This is a genomic window from Burkholderia semiarida (assembly GCF_029268935.1).
Lineage (GTDB): Bacteria > Pseudomonadota > Gammaproteobacteria > Burkholderiales > Burkholderiaceae > Burkholderia > Burkholderia semiarida.
The window spans coordinates 872,351-886,421 of sequence record NZ_JAHLCL010000005.1 but is presented as its reverse complement, the minus strand read 5'-3'; the positions used below and the strand labels follow the sequence as shown (position 1 = coordinate 886,421).

13 protein-coding genes are annotated in these 14,071 nt (G+C 69.4%); 7 read left to right on the top strand and 6 right to left on the bottom strand.

What is annotated here, in order from left to right; translation table 11 throughout:
• The first annotated feature begins 167 nt into the window (after positions 1 to 167).
• Complete coding sequence (locus KPB06_RS10800; protein WP_059579523.1) at positions 168 to 1,229, top strand: DMT family transporter; 1,062 nt, start codon at positions 168 to 170, stop codon at positions 1,227 to 1,229.
• Between the two features lie 243 nt (positions 1,230 to 1,472).
• Here the strand turns inward: KPB06_RS10800 and KPB06_RS10795 are convergent, their stop codons facing one another.
• The 6 genes from KPB06_RS10795 to KPB06_RS10770 all read right to left on the bottom strand — a co-directional run bounded on the left by KPB06_RS10795 (position 1,473) and on the right by KPB06_RS10770 (position 7,347).
• Positions 1,473 to 1,898, bottom strand: a complete 426-nt coding sequence (locus KPB06_RS10795) for a TOBE domain-containing protein (RefSeq protein WP_059579522.1) — start codon at positions 1,896 to 1,898, stop codon at positions 1,473 to 1,475.
• 184 nt (positions 1,899 to 2,082) lie between these two features.
• Positions 2,083 to 3,570 (bottom strand): efflux transporter outer membrane subunit, encoded by a 1,488-nt coding sequence (locus tag KPB06_RS10790; RefSeq protein WP_059579520.1) that lies wholly within the window; start codon positions 3,568 to 3,570, stop codon positions 2,083 to 2,085.
• Positions 3,567 to 4,517, bottom strand: coding sequence for an efflux RND transporter periplasmic adaptor subunit (locus tag KPB06_RS10785; protein WP_059579517.1), 951 nt, complete (start codon positions 4,515 to 4,517; stop codon positions 3,567 to 3,569). Before KPB06_RS10785 ends, KPB06_RS10790 begins: the two co-directional genes overlap by 4 nt.
• 1 nt (position 4,518) lies before the next feature.
• Entirely contained in the window at positions 4,519 to 4,731 is a 213-nt protein-coding gene (locus tag KPB06_RS10780; RefSeq protein WP_006481008.1) for a DUF1656 domain-containing protein, read from the bottom strand.
• 34 nt (positions 4,732 to 4,765) lie between these two features.
• Positions 4,766 to 6,871 (bottom strand): FUSC family protein, encoded by a 2,106-nt coding sequence (locus KPB06_RS10775; protein WP_275920440.1) that lies wholly within the window; start codon positions 6,869 to 6,871, stop codon positions 4,766 to 4,768.
• Positions 6,868 to 7,347 (bottom strand): MarR family winged helix-turn-helix transcriptional regulator, encoded by a 480-nt coding sequence (locus KPB06_RS10770; protein WP_059579512.1) that lies wholly within the window; start codon positions 7,345 to 7,347, stop codon positions 6,868 to 6,870. Before KPB06_RS10770 ends, KPB06_RS10775 begins: the two co-directional genes overlap by 4 nt.
• Positions 7,348 to 7,762: 415 nt before the next feature.
• Between KPB06_RS10770 and ehuR the strand changes: the two genes are divergently transcribed.
• The 6 genes from ehuR to KPB06_RS10740 all read left to right on the top strand — a co-directional run bounded on the left by ehuR (position 7,763) and on the right by KPB06_RS10740 (position 13,993).
• The gene (ehuR, locus tag KPB06_RS10765; RefSeq protein WP_059579509.1) at positions 7,763 to 9,175 is read left to right on the top strand and encodes a MocR-like ectoine utilization transcription factor EhuR; all 1,413 of its coding nucleotides are present in this window, start codon (positions 7,763 to 7,765) and stop codon (positions 9,173 to 9,175) included.
• A 107-nt stretch (positions 9,176 to 9,282) separates the two neighbouring features.
• Positions 9,283 to 10,254, top strand: coding sequence for a hydroxyectoine utilization dehydratase EutB (gene eutB / locus KPB06_RS10760; RefSeq protein WP_059579506.1), 972 nt, complete (start codon positions 9,283 to 9,285; stop codon positions 10,252 to 10,254).
• A gap of 1 nt (position 10,255) precedes the next feature.
• Positions 10,256 to 11,260: a cyclodeaminase gene (locus KPB06_RS10755; protein ID WP_059579503.1), complete on the top strand. Its 1,005-nt coding sequence runs from the start codon at positions 10,256 to 10,258 to the stop codon at positions 11,258 to 11,260.
• A 10-nt stretch (positions 11,261 to 11,270) separates the two neighbouring features.
• Positions 11,271 to 12,479: an ectoine hydrolase DoeA gene (gene doeA, locus KPB06_RS10750; RefSeq protein ID WP_059579502.1), complete on the top strand. Its 1,209-nt coding sequence runs from the start codon at positions 11,271 to 11,273 to the stop codon at positions 12,477 to 12,479.
• 4 nt (positions 12,480 to 12,483) lie between these two features.
• Positions 12,484 to 13,509, top strand: a complete 1,026-nt coding sequence (gene doeB / locus KPB06_RS10745; RefSeq protein WP_059579499.1) for a N(2)-acetyl-L-2,4-diaminobutanoate deacetylase DoeB — start codon at positions 12,484 to 12,486, stop codon at positions 13,507 to 13,509.
• Positions 13,510 to 13,522: 13 nt separating this feature from the next.
• Complete coding sequence (locus KPB06_RS10740; protein ID WP_059579495.1) at positions 13,523 to 13,993, top strand: Lrp/AsnC family transcriptional regulator; 471 nt, start codon at positions 13,523 to 13,525, stop codon at positions 13,991 to 13,993.
• Positions 13,994 to 14,071: the final 78 nt, after the last annotated feature.

Genomic DNA, 14,071 nt, shown 5'->3' with positions numbered 1-14,071 from the left:
CCGTGCGTGCGGTCCCATCCGGCCGTCGTGACATGATGGCGCGCGATAATTGCGATTGGATCGTCCGTTTACGGCCGCTCGGCGCGTGCATGCGGCTTGCATCCCGAAAGATAACCGATGCCGGCTGATGCGAAGCCGGGCTCTTCAACGTCAATTCAAACCGGATCATGAACCCGAGACATTCCGCGATTTTCGTCGCGCTCGCCGCCGCCACGCTGTTCGGCGCCGCGACACCGCTCGCCAAGGCGCTGATCGGCGCGATGTCGCCGTTCATGGTCGCAGGCCTTTTCTATCTGGGCAGTGGCGTCGGGCTCGGCATCGGAATCCTGTTGCACGGCTGGTACGGCCGTCGCGCGCCAACCGCGGATGCCGCACCGCTGCAGCGCGCGGACCTGCGTTGGCTGGCCGGCGCGATCGCGGCGGGCGGCGTGGCCGGCCCGGCTTTGCTGATGCTCGGGCTGTCGACCACGCCGGCGGCGACGAGCGCGTTGCTGCTCAATCTCGAAGGCGTGCTGACGGCTGTGATCGCGTGGGTCGTGTTCCGCGAGAACGTGGATACGCAGGTGTTCGTCGGCATGGTGGCGATCGTCGCCGGCGGCGCGCTGTTGTCGTGGACACCGGGCCGCGCCGGTGTGCCGGTCGGTGCGCTGCTGATCGTCGGCGCATGCCTGTGCTGGGCGATCGACAACAACCTGACCCGCAAGGTGGCCGCGAACGACGCGATGGTGATCGCGTGCCTGAAAGGGCTGATCGCGGGGCCGGTGAACATCGGCATCGCGCTGGCGACCGGCGCGACGCTGCCCGCGATACCGGTCACGGCGGCGGCGATGCTGACGGGGCTCGGCGGCTACGGGATCAGCCTCGTGCTGTTCGTCGTCGCGCTGCGTCATCTCGGCAGCGCGCGCACCGGCGCGTACTTTTCGATCGCACCGCTGTTCGGGGTCGTGCTGTCGCTGCTGATCTGGCCGGCACTGCCGCCCGCGACGTTCTGGATCGCGGCCGCGCTGATGGCGCTCGGCATCTGGCTGCATGTGCGCGAACGGCACGAACACACGCATGCGCACGAGCGGCTCGAGCATACGCATCGGCATCGGCACGACGACCATCACCAACACACGCACGACTTCCCGTATGACGGCGACGAACCGCACACGCATCCGCACGTGCATCTGCCGATCGCGCACAGCCACGCGCATTTTCCGGACATTCATCACCGGCATCGGCATTGACCGCGTCGTGAGCGACGCGCGCCGGGGGGCGCAAGGTGACCGTTTATGGGAAGCGCGGAAAGCCGGTCATTGGTCGGCCATGGCGGTTGCCGGCATGTTGCAGAAGCATGCGCCGGCATGCGCGTGCCGCGAGCCGCGCGCGGCCGGATCAGGTTGGAAGCGCGGAACGCGCGCCGGCAACCCGCCCGCGGTTTGACGGGCATGCGCGGCGCACAATGAATCGCCATCGCGATCGTCACGCGATCACTCGACGCCGACGATCACGCTCGATGCCTTGAAGATCGCGGATGCGGCGGCGCCGCTCGCGAGGCCGAGACGATCGACGCTGTCGTTGGTGACGATCGCGATGATCTCCGCGCCGCTCGTGACCTTGATCACGACCTCCGAATTGACCGCGCCCTTCGCGACCGACGCGACGGTGCCCGCGACGCAGTTGCGGGCCGACACCTTGCTGCTGTCGACGCCGACCATCACGATGACCGACGACGCCTTGACGAGTGCGAACGCGTTCGTGCCGACCGCGAGGCCCAGCGACGCCGCGCTGCCGTGGGTGATCACGGCGACGATCTCGAGGCCGTCCTGCGTGCGCAGCGTGATTTCGTCGTTGACGGCGCCGGGTTTGACGGCGCTGATCTGGCCGGCGAACTGGTTGCGGGCGCTGGTTCGCATGATGACTCTCCGGGTGGGTGCCGCGGCCGGGCCGGCAGCGGCGGCAGATGAATGGAAGTGCATCGGCGAGTGTACCGTCAACGCGGGGCGCGGCGCGCTGCGGATGCCACGGCGCGAACCGGCGAAAACTCGCGGCCACCGCGTGTACCGTCATACCTGCGTGACGGGGCCGACGGCGCTGGCGCTACGGCGCTGACGGGCCGCTCGCAGGTGTCGCGGCGCGGGAGCCGGTGCCTGTCGCGCCGTCGCTCTCCCAACCTCCGCCGAGCGCGAGGAAGAGCCGCACCTGGTCGGCCGCGACCTGACCTTCGGCCGCCGCGACCTGCGCCCGCACGCTCGTCAACGTGCGCGTCGCGTCGAGATCGGAGATGAACGACTCGCGGCCCGCCGCATAGAGACGATGGGTTTCGTCGGCGGAATTGCGGGCCGATTCGTACGCTGTGCGCAGCGCATCGGTGCGCTGCACGTCGGCCGCGTAGGTCGCGAGGCTCGACTGCGTTTCGCGCAGCGCATTCAGCACGACGCCGTCGAAGTGCGCGAGCGCGCCACCCGTCGCGGCTTCGGCTTCGCGCACGCGCGCACGCTGGCCGTTGACGGGGAACGACCAGCTGATCAGCGGTCCGAACGACCAGCGATTCGTGGTGGATGAAAACAGGTCGGCGGCGACGCCGACGGAGCCGGCCGATGCACCGATGCTGACCGACGGGTACAGCGCGGCGGTCGCCACGCCGATCCGGGCGGTCGCGGCGGCGAGTTGCCGCTCGGCTTCGCGTACGTCGGGGCGGCGGCGCAGCAACGCGGCGCCGTCGCCGATCGGAATCGGCTGACGCAGCTTCGGCAGGCGCTCGCATTCGGTGACGGCTTTCGGCAGGTCGGCCGGCGCGCGCGCGAGCAGCGCGGCGAGCTGGTACTGCGCGATCTTGCGGCGGCCTTCGAAGCGCGGGATGTCGGCGGCGAGCGTGCGTACCTGCGTCACGCCGCGCGTCACGTCGGTCTGGTTGCCGCGTCCTGCATCTCGCAGCCGCTGCGACAGCGCGACGCGTTGCTGCTGCAGCGCGAGCGACCGCTTCGCGATCGCCAGTTCGTCGCCGGCCGAGCATGCTTCGACGTAGGCGCGCACGACGTCGGCCACGACCGTGATGCGCGCGAGGTCGCCGGCCGCCTTGACGGCCTCGCTGTCCGCGCGCGCGGCTTCGACACCGCGCCGCAGCTTGCCGAACAGGTCGAGCTCGTACGACACGTTGATGCCGACCATACCTTCGTTGACGACCGGCAGCTTGTTTTCGAGCAGGTACTGCTCGGCCGATTCCTGCGCGCGCTGCACGGCCGCTTCCGCCCCGCCCGAGAATCCGCCCTGTTCATTCGCGGCCACCAGGGCCGCGCGCGAGCGCGCGAGGTTCGCGGCGGCGACGCGCAGGTCGGTGTTCGACTTCAGCGCATCGCGCACGAGCCCGTCGAGCACCGGGTCGTCGTACAGTTGCCACCAGTTGCCGGGCACCGCGTCGCGCGACACCAGCGCGCCGTTCGCGTCGTCGAGCGCGTGATTCGCGAGCGGCGCATTGACGTACGCCTGCTGCGGCAGCGTGTAGTCGGGGCCGACCGACTTGCATGCACTGAGTGCAAGCGCCAGGGGCGCGAGCGTCGCCGCGACGCGCAGGGCATGCCGCTTCATTGCGATGCTCCCGCCGCGCCGGATGCCGCGGGCGCCGTGCCGGCACCGGCCGTCGGCTTCGCGTCGGCGTTGCGGCGCGCGTCGGCGCCGCGCATCGATACGGTCGCGGTGCGGCCCGCGATCATCCGGAAATCGTCCGGCACCTCGTCGAGCACGACGCGCACCGGCACGCGCTGCGCGAGCCGCACCCAGCTGAATGCCGGGTTCACGTTCGGCAGCAGGTTCGCGCCCTGCGTGCGGTCGCGATCCTCGATCGCGGCGACGATGCTCTGCACGTGGCCGCGCAGCGCATGCGGCTCGCCCATCACGATGATGTCGACCGGCTGGCCGATATGGATGCCGCGCAGCTTGGTTTCCTCGAAGTAGCCGTCGACGCGGAACGAATGGCGATCGACGACCGACAGCACCGCGCGGCCGGCCGGCACGTATTCGCCGACGCGCGGCGCGCGGTCGTTCAGGTAGCCGTCCACGGGACTGACGATCGTCGTGCGCTGCAGGTTCAGCTTCGCGGTGTCGAGCGACACCTGCGCATCGGCGACGCCGGCTTCGCCCTGCTCGACGCGCGTGCGGCTTTCCTCGACCTGTTCGCTCGCGACCAGGTTGCCGAGCTGCAGGTTGCGCGCGTATTCGCGCTTCGCCTGCGCCAGCGTCGCGCGGCGCTGCGCGAGTGTCGCTTCGGCGAGCCGCTCCGCGAGCGCGTAGCGCGCCTGGTCGATCACGAACAGCACCTGGCCGCGCTTGACCTCCTGGTTGTCGGCAACCTGCACCGACGTGATGAGACCGGACACGTCCGGCGCGACCTGGATCACGTCGGCGCGCACGTGCCCGTCGCGCGTCCACGGCGAGAACATGTAGTAGTTGATGATGCGCCACAGCACGAGGCCGGCCACGACGACGACGATCAGGGTGAGCAGGACTTGCCCTGCCGAGAGCCAGGATTTTTTCACGTTAGGTAGCCACGAGTTGGTGGGACACGATCACGACGGCGGCCAGCACGAACACGTAGATGCCGAGGTCGAAGATCGAACGGTGCCAGACGAGGCGGTAGAAGCCGACGCGCTCGAGCACCGCGCGCACGACGATGTTGATCAGGTAGGCGATCAGCATCAGCACGAGCGGGGCCGGCACGAACACGCCGAAGATATCGATTTCGCCGATCATGATCGCGCTCGGAAGGACAGGGTGGAAAGCCGGTTCATGCGTGCGCTCCGTCCGGCGCCTGCGGCGGTTGTGCGGTCGCGGCCGGATACAGCGACAGGCGCAGCCCGACGAGCGCGTGCAGCGTGTCGCGCAGCCGGCGGTGCGCGGCTGGTACGGCGGGCGAGGCGGCGCCCGGCAGGGTGCTGCCGGCCACACGCCGCAGCGCGTCGTCGATCGTCGCGAGCAGCGCGGGCGGCACGGGCTGGCGCGCGTTCGCGGCCGCGCAGCGCGCGTAGTGATCGGTGACGCCGGCCAGCACGCGATCGATCGCGTCGGGTACGTCGCCCGACAGCCGGCGGCGCGAGCGGCGCAGGTCGAGCGCGTTCAGCGCGATGCGCAGGTCGCGGAAGCTTTCGATCGACGGGTGGCGGTGATCGTCGGACGCGCCGAGGCGCGGCAGCAGTTGCGTGACGCGATCGAGCATCCGCGACGCGTGGTTGCGCTGGTCGTCGAGCGGCTGCGTCGACGCGGAGCGCGCGACGTCCTCCCAGCCCGAGCGCAGCAGGCGCCGCACCGCGAGTTCCGCGCCGAACGGGCGCGTCGCGCGCGTCCACACGTACGCGAACAGCAGCCCGGCGACGCCCGCGAGGTTGCTGTTCAGGAACACGAAGAAATCGGCTTCGTACGCGCTCTGGATGCTGATGAAGGTAGCCGTGTTCACGGCGACGAGCATCGTCACCATGTTGAACTGCGGGCGTGGCAGCAGCGTGCCGATCAGGATGAACGGGCCCGCGAACATCAGCACGAGCATCGCGAAATCGTGCACGTGCGGCAGCACGACGAACAGGTACAGGCCGGCGAACACGACGCTCGCGGCGGTCGACAGGAAGAACTTGAACACCAGCGGCGCCGGCTCGTCGAGCGCGGCGAAGAAACTGCACGACACGGCCACGAGCGTGACGGCGGCTGCGCCGTCGTGCCAGCCGGACGAGATCCACAGCCAGCACGCGAACACGATCGCGAACACGACGGTCAGCGTCGAGAACAGCATCATCCCGCGATCGAAGAAGCGCTCGGTGCCGCCGAGCCGCCAGTGCCGGTAGCGCGGCTGCCACACGCCCGACTCGTTCGCGATCAGCGCACGCAGCGAGCGGCAGTCCTGCCAGATGTCGATGACCTGGCGCAGCCGCCACAGCGCATTCGACAGCAGCGCGCCGTCCCAGCTCGCCAGCGCGCTGGCGGGCGGCTGCAGCGCGGCGATGCGCGCGCGCAGGTCGTCCGCGACCGGATCGTGCGCCATGTCGCCGTCGGTGCCGGTCTTCACGGCCGGCAGCGGCGCGTCGAACCACTTCGCGGCGTCGGCCAGCAGCGCGTCGAGCGCGGGCGGGCGCACGTGCAGGTCGCGCATCAGCGCGACCAGCGGATCGGCGAGCGACGACATCAGCGGCAGGAACAACTGCATCCGGCCCGCGAGCGCCTGCGCCCGCGCGAGCAGGCGCGGATGCGCATGGTCGTAGCCCAGCTGGCTCAGCAGGAACTCGAGGCCGGTTATGGTCGCGGCGAGCCGCTGCCGGCACGCGGACAGCGCCTTGCCGGCCAGATGCCCGGACAGCGTTTCGCGGCCGTAGAACGCGGCGTCCTTGAACCACGCGTCGGTGCGCTCGATCAGCGTCGGCGCGAGCCGGTTCGGAAACACGGTGCTGCCGACCACGCTCGCGCAGACGATGCCGAGCACGATTTCCTCGGTGCGCGCGATCGCGACGTCGAATATCGTGGACGGGTCGGTGACGGTCGGCAGCGCGACCAGCGGCATCGTATAGCCGGCGAGCATGAAGACGTAGCTGCGCGCGGTGCGATCGGAGATCGCCAGGTACAGCAGCGTGCCGCACCAGGTCGCGACGATGATGCTGAACAGGAGCGGCGTCTCGACGAACGGCGGCACGAAGAAGATCGCGGCGGCCGCGCCGAGCGCGGTGCCGAGCGCGCGGTACAGCGCTTTCGAGCGCGTCGCGCCGACGAATGGGTTCGACACGATGTACACGCTCGCCATCGCCCAGTACGGGCGCGGCAACTGGAAATACAGGCCGAGGTACAGCGCCAGCATCGATGCGGCGAACGTCTTGCCCGAGAACAGCCAGTCGCGGAGGCTCGGATAGGTCATGACGCGGAATCGGCGGAGTGGGACGGGGGCGAAGCCCCAGGGGGCGCGTCGGCTGCGTTGAATGCGTTCAGTACGCGCAGCGTGGCTTCGAGATCGGCGCGCGACACGCCTTTGAGCACCTGTGCACGCAGCGCGCGCAGGTCTTCCTCCATCTTCGCGGTGACTGCGCGGCCGGCGGCCGTCAGCGAGATCGTCTTCGCGCGGCGGTCGTGCGGATCCTCGTCGCGGCGCGCGAGGCCGGCCGCGCACAGCTGGTCGAGCAGGCGCACGAGCGACGGCCCTTCGATGCCGACGTGTTCGGCGAGCGTACCTTGCCGCACGCCTTCGCCGAGGCGCCCGGCGATCAGGAGCGGCGTCGCGCAGGCCTCGGACACGTTGTACGCGGTCAGCACGCCGTCGCTGGTGCGGCGCCACTTGCGCGCGGTGAGCACGAGCAGGCTGCTGACGGCGAGGCGGAGATCGTGCAGATTGGTCATGGGCGAGATGATAGGGGCAAAAAGATTCGATAGCAAACTATCGTATTTGCCAACCGGATGACACATCGCAGGCGGCACGGCCGGCCTACCTGAAGCAATCCAGGCGGCGTGCCGGCCGTGGTCAAGCAAGGCTGGCGACCGCGAACCCGCATGTCCGGCGCGGCGACCATATCGAATAGTCGGAACGAGAACTGTCCGGCAACACGAAGTACGCCCGCGCGTGCCGCATTCCGCGCCGCCGCCCCGACATTCGTCCGATCAATTGAAGAGCCGGGCGCGTACGCATGCCGGGCACGCCGCTTGCGCGGCCCGTTTCGACCCGCAACGTCCTGCTTTCGCGCGCGATTGCACTAGGACAATATTTTCAGGGTGTCTTTCTGAGCGACCATGCGGAAGCCATGACGGAGACATCGAGATGGGACGGACCGAGGTATCGGCAGGCTGGCGCGACGCGATCGGCGCCGTGCACGGCATCGAGTCGAAATACAAGCGGCTCGTGAAGGCGATCGCCGGCGACATCGAGACCGGCGCGCTCGCGCCGGGCGCACGGCTCGCGCCGCAGCGCGACGTCGCATCGAGCCTCGGCGTCAGCGTGCAGACCGTCACCAACGCGTACAAGGAGCTGGAGCGCCAGGGGCTGATCCGCTGCGAGGTCGGCCGCGGCAGCTTCGTGGCCGCGCGCGTGACCGAATCGATGTCGAACTACATCCTCGATACGACCGAGCGCGAACTGGTCGACTTCTCGATCGCCCGCATCGTCCACACGCCGGAGCACGATGCCGCGTGGCGCAGCGTGTGCGCGGCGCTGGCGGGCGCCGACGATCAGCCGTGGATCCGGTCGTTCCGGCCGATCGCCGGCCTCGATGCGCATCGCGACGCCGGCGCCGCGTGGCTCGCGTCGCTGAACATGCCCGTGCACCGCGAATCGCTGCTGGTTACGAACGGCGCGGCGCACGGGATCTTTCTCGCGCTCGCGTCGATCGTCGGGCCGGGCGATACCGTGTTGTGCGAGAGCCTGACCGATCACGGCGTGATCGGCTCCGCGAACGTGCTCGGCTTTACGCTGAAAGGGCTCGAGATGGACGAGCACGGCATCCGTCCCGAACATTTCGAGGAGATGTGCGACGGCGAGCGGATCAGCGCGCTCGTCTGCACGCCGACCCTCAATAACCCGACCGTGTCGATGATGACCGAGTCGCGGCGGCGGTCGATCGCGCGCATCGCGACGCGCTACGGCGTGTACGTGATCGAGGACGACGTGTATGGTCCGCTGCCCGAGAAGACGGCCACGCCGATCGCCAGCCTGATTCCGGAGCTCGGCTTCTACTGCACGAGCATGACGAAATCGGTGCTGACGGGCTTACGCACCGGCTATCTCGCGATGCCGCGGCGGCTCGCGTTGCGCGTCGAGAGCGTGCTGCGCGTGAGCAGCTGGATGGCGACGTCGCCGATCGCGGAAATCGCGACGCGCTGGATCGCCGACGGCACCGCGCGGCGGCTCGTCGAACTGCAGCGCCAGCGGCTCGCCGTGCGTCAGGCGATGGTGAGGGCCGCGCTGGGGCCGTATGTGCTGGGCGCGCATCCCAATGCGGTTTCGGCATGGCTGCGCGTGCCCGACTACTGGCAGGCCGAGCGGATCGTGCGCGAATTGCGCACGCGCAAGATCGCGGTGACGTCGCCCGATCCGTTTCTGGTTGGCGGCACGGAGCGGCCGAACGCGGTGCGCGTGTGCATCGGCGCCGAAACCACCGATGCCGCGTGCAACGCTGCGCTCGAGACGATCGCGGGCGTGTTCGAGCAGTATCCGCACCTGAACGATTTCCACTGAACCGGCGGCGGCGCCGCAACGTCGCGCGCAATGTATCAGGACATTCGAAAGCGCGATTTGGAACATTAGACTGGATCGCATCACATTCGTCGCGAGGCGTGCGTTCCATGTCCTTCCTGTCGCTGTCCGACGTCTACCGCGCGCGCCGCCGCCTCGCCGGGCGCGCAGATGGTACGCCGCTCGTTGCATCCGCCGCGCTGTCCGCGCGCGTTGGCGCACCGGTCTACCTGAAGCTCGAAACGCTGCAGCCGACCGGCAGCTTCAAGCTGCGCGGCGCGACCAACGTGCTCGCGGAACTCGCGGCGCAGCGCGTGACGCGCGTGGTCACCGCGTCGACGGGCAATCACGGTCGCGCGCTCGCGTACGCGGCGCGCGCGCTCGGCATCGACGCGGCCGTCTGCATGTCGTCGCTCGTGCCGGCCAACAAGGTCGATGCGGTCGCGGCGCTCGGCGCGCGCGTGGTGATCGTCGGCGACAGCCAGGACGACGCGCAGGCCGAAGCAAGGCGCCTGGTATGCGACGAAGGCTATGCGTACGTGCCGCCGTTCGACGATCCGCGCATCATCGCGGGCCAGGCGACGATCGGCGTCGAGATTCTCGAGGCGCTGCCCGATACGGCGACGCTCGTCGTGCCGCTGTCGGGCGGCGGCCTGTTCAGCGGGGTCGCGTTTGCCGCGAAGGCGATCCGGCCGGCGGTCGAGGCGATCGGCGTATCGATGGCGCGCGGCGCCGCGATGCATGCGAGCCTCGCGGCCGGCCGCCCGGTCGACGTCGCCGAGCAGCCGACGCTGGCCGATTCGCTCGGCGGCGGCATCGGCCTCGACAACCGCTACACGTTCGACATGACGCGCGCGCTGGCCGACGACGTCGTGCTGCTCGACGAGCCGTCGATCGCGCGCGGCATCGCGCATGCGTATCGGGAAGAACGGCTCGTCGTCGAAGGCGCCGGCGCGGTCGGCCTCGCCGCGTTGCTGGATGAACGGATCGCGCGCCGCGATCGCGGCGGCCCGATCGTGGTCGTCGTGAGCGGCGCGAACATCGACATGGCCGCGCATCGCCGGCTCGTTTCGGAGAACTGACATGACCCGTCCCGTCACGTTGCTCGGCCAGGCGCAACTGCGCGCGCTGGTGCCGCTCGATCTGGCCGCGATTGACCAGATCGAGGCCGCGTTCGCGTCGCTGGCGACCGACGCCGTCGTGATGCCGCCGATCCTGAATCTCCCGCTGCCGGAGCGCCATGCCGAAGTGGACGTCAAGACCGCTTACCTGCCACGCTTCGACAGCTTCGCGATCAAGGTCAGCCCCGGCTTCTTCGACAACCCGTCGCTCGGGCTGCCGAGCCTGAACGGGTTGATGCTCGTGCTGTCCGCGCGCACCGGCCTGACCGAGGCCGTGCTGCTCGACAACGGCTACCTGACGGCCGTGCGCACCGCGGCGGCCGGCGCCGTGGCCGCGCGCCGGCTCGCGCGCGCCGATGCGCGCCGCGCGGCGATCGTCGGCGCGGGCGAGCAGGCCCGGCTGCAGCTCGACGCGCTGATGCTCGTGCGCGACATCACGCATGTGACGGTGTGGGCGCGCGATGCCGAGCGTGCCACGCGATTCGCGGCCGACGTGCGCGCCGCATACGGGATCGACGCGATCGTCGCGCGCTCGGTGCACGCGGCGCTCGCCGACGCCGACATCGCGGTGACGACCACGCCGAGCCGCGCGCCGCTCGTGCACGCGGAGGATCTGCATCCCGGGCTGCACGTGACGGCGATGGGTTCGGACGCCGACTACAAGACCGAACTCGCGCCGTCGGTGTTCGGCGCCGCGCACTACTTCTGCGACCGGTTGCAGCAGACCCGCGTGGCCGGCGAACTCGCGCATGCGATCGCGGCCGGCGTGGTGCCGGCCGATGCCGTGTTCCCCGAACTCGGCGAAGTGATCGCCGGCCGCCGCGACGGCCGCACGCATCGCGACGACATCACGATCTGCGATCTGACCGGCACCGGCGCGCAGGACACCGCCATTGCCGTGCTTGCGCTGCAACGCGCCCGCGCGGCGGAAGTCGGCACGATTTTCCACAACGACCTCACGACCTGAGAGGAGACAGATGGCCGCAGTCATCGAAACCTACGAAGCCGCGCCGCGTCTCGCGTTCGATCGCAGCGAATACGCTGCGCGGATCGCGAAGACGCGCGCGGCGATGGAGCGGGCCGGCATCGACCTGCTGATCGTCACCGACCCGACCAACATGGGCTGGCTCACCGGCTATGACGGCTGGTCGTTCTACGTGCACCAATGCGTGCTCCTGGCGCTGGACGGCGAACCCGTGTGGTTCGGCCGCGGCCAGGACGCGAACGGCGCGAAGCGCACCGCGTTCATGGCGCACGAAAACATCGTCGGGTATCCCGATCATTACGTGCAGTCGACGGCCCGTCATCCGATGGACTACCTGTCCGCCGAAGTGATCGCTGCGCGCGGCTGGAGCACGCTGCGCATCGGCGTCGAGCTCGACAACTACTACTTCAGCGCGGCGGCGTACGCGTCGCTGCAGCGGCATCTGCCGGCCGCGCGCTGGGTCGATGCGACCGCGCTCGTGAACTGGCAGCGCGCGGTGAAGTCGCCGCGCGAGATCGAGTACATGCGCGTGGCCGCGCGCATCGTCGAGCGGATGCACGCGCACATCGTCGAGACGATCGAGCCCGGCATGAAGAAAAGCGACCTGGTCGCGCAGATCTATGCGACCGGCATCGGCGGCGCGGAGGGCTTCGGCGGCGACTATCCGGCGATCGTGCCGCTGCTGCCGACCGGCGCGGATGCCGCCGCGCCGCACCTGACGTGGGACGATTCGACGTTCGCGCGCGGTGCCGGCACGTTCTTCGAGATCGCCGGTTGCTACCGCCGCTATCACTGCCCGCTGTCGCGCACGGTCTACCTCGGCAAGCCGCCCGCGCACTTCATCGAAGGCGAGCGCGCGGTGGTCGAAGGGATCGAGGCCGGGCTCGCGGCCGCGAAGCCGGGCAACGTGTGCGAGGACGTCGCGAATGCGTTCTTCGCGGTGCTGCGCCGTGCGGGCATCGAGAAGGACAGCCGCTGCGGCTATCCGATCGGCGCGAGCTATCCGCCCGACTGGGGCGAGCGCACGATGAGCCTGCGTCCGGGCGACCGGACGGTGCTCGAACCCGGCATGACGTTCCATTTCATGCCGGGGCTGTGGCTCGACGACTGGGGGCTGGAGATCACGGAAAGCATCTTGATCACCGAGACCGGCGTCGAGACGTTCTGCAACGTGCCGCGCAAGCTGTTCGTGAAGGAGTAGGGCGATGCGTGCTTCCCCGATTACGCCGACCGTCGATTTCGACGCGGACGGCGAACAGCACGGCTTCCTGAAGCTGCCTTACTCGCGCGACGATTCCGCGTGGGGCGCGATCATGATTCCGGTGACCGTCGTGAAGCGCGGCGACGGGCCGACGGTGTTGCTGACCGGCGGCAATCACGGCGACGAATACGAGGGGCCGGTCGCGCTGTCGAAGCTGGCCGGCTCGCTGAAGGCGGCCGACGTGACCGGCCGCGTGATCGTCGTGCCGTTCATGAACTACCCGGCGTTTCGCGCCGGTTGCCGCACGTCGCCGATCGATGCGGGCAACCTGAACCGCAGCTTCCCCGGCCGGCCGGACGGCACCGCGACCGAGAAGATCGCCGATTACTTTCAGCGTCACCTGCTGCCGCTCGCGACGCACGTGCTCGACATTCACGCGGGCGGCCGCACGCTCGACTTCGTGCCGTTCGCGGCGATTCACGTGCTGGCGGACCGCGATCAGGAAGCGCGGTGCGAGCGCGCGATGCGCGCGTTCGGCGCGCCGTATTCGATGCGCATGCTGGAACTCGACAGCGTCGGCCTCTACGACAGCGCGGCCGAGGAGGCCGGCAAGGTATTCGTGTCGACCGAGCTGGGCGGCGGCGGCACGTCGACGGCAGCGAGCGTCGCGATCGCCGAGCGCGGCGTGTATGGGTTCCTCGCGCATGCGGGCGTGATCGCGAAGGACGTGATCGACGGCAACGCGCCGCGTACGACGACGCTGCTCGACATGCCGGACGGTTCGTGCTTCACGACGAGCGAGCATCGCGGGCTGCTCGAGATGTGCCGCGATCTCGGCACCGAGGTCGACGCCGGCGACGTGCTCGCGCGCGTGCACGACATCGATCGCACGGGCGTCACGCCGATCGAATACGTCGCACGGCGGCGCGGGCTGCTCGCGGCCCGGCACTTCCCCGGCATCGTGCAGCCCGGCGACACGATCGCGGTGGTGGCCGACATCGTCGAGCGCAACATTCCGGTGGCCGTATGAGGACGCGCACGACGTGATCAAGCTCGACCGATACGACCTCGCGATCCTGCGCCTGCTCGAGCGCGACGGGCGCATCACGAAGTCGAAACTCGCGGAAGCCGTGAACCTGTCGATTTCGCCGGCATGGGAGCGCGTGCGCAAGCTCGAGGAAAGCGGCGTGATCCGCGGCTATCGCGCGGACGTCGACTGGATCGGCGCGTGCTCCGGCAGCCGCATCGTCGTCGAGGTCACGCTGTCGCGGCATACCGCGCCCGACATGCGACGCTTCGAGGATCGCGTGGCCGCGGCGCCCGAGGTCGCGCAGTGCTACGCGACCGGCGGCGGCGTGGACTACGTGCTGCACGTGGTCGCGCGCGACATCGACCATTACCAGCGCTTCATCGATGCGTTGCTGATGGAAGATCTTGGCATCGAGCGCTACTTCACGTACATCGTGACGAAGGTCGTGAAGTGCACCTCCGGCGGCGTGCCGGACTGGTTGTGAAAGTTCGCGCCGGCGCGCGGCAATACGGAAAAAACCGGCATTTCCAGTCGTGCAAACCGAAATTTCCGCATGCGCCGG

Excerpts from the sequence above, each read along its gene's own strand:
- KPB06_RS10800 (WP_059579523.1), top strand. The coding sequence starts at position 168 with ATGAACCCGAGACATTCCGCGATTTTCGTCGCGCTCGCCGCCGCCACG.
- KPB06_RS10795 (WP_059579522.1), bottom strand. The coding sequence starts at position 1,898 with ATGCGAACCAGCGCCCGCAACCAGTTCGCCGGCCAGATCAGCGCCGTC.
- KPB06_RS10790 (WP_059579520.1), bottom strand. The coding sequence starts at position 3,570 with ATGAAGCGGCATGCCCTGCGCGTCGCGGCGACGCTCGCGCCCCTGGCG.
- KPB06_RS10780 (WP_006481008.1), bottom strand. The coding sequence starts at position 4,731 with ATGATCGGCGAAATCGATATCTTCGGCGTGTTCGTGCCGGCCCCGCTC.
- KPB06_RS10775 (WP_275920440.1), bottom strand. The coding sequence starts at position 6,871 with ATGACCTATCCGAGCCTCCGCGACTGGCTGTTCTCGGGCAAGACGTTC.
- KPB06_RS10770 (WP_059579512.1), bottom strand. The coding sequence starts at position 7,347 with ATGACCAATCTGCACGATCTCCGCCTCGCCGTCAGCAGCCTGCTCGTG.
- ehuR (WP_059579509.1), top strand. The coding sequence starts at position 7,763 with ATGGGACGGACCGAGGTATCGGCAGGCTGGCGCGACGCGATCGGCGCC.
- eutB (WP_059579506.1), top strand. The coding sequence starts at position 9,283 with ATGTCCTTCCTGTCGCTGTCCGACGTCTACCGCGCGCGCCGCCGCCTC.
- KPB06_RS10755 (WP_059579503.1), top strand. The coding sequence starts at position 10,256 with ATGACCCGTCCCGTCACGTTGCTCGGCCAGGCGCAACTGCGCGCGCTG.
- doeA (WP_059579502.1), top strand. The coding sequence starts at position 11,271 with ATGGCCGCAGTCATCGAAACCTACGAAGCCGCGCCGCGTCTCGCGTTC.
- doeB (WP_059579499.1), top strand. The coding sequence starts at position 12,484 with ATGCGTGCTTCCCCGATTACGCCGACCGTCGATTTCGACGCGGACGGC.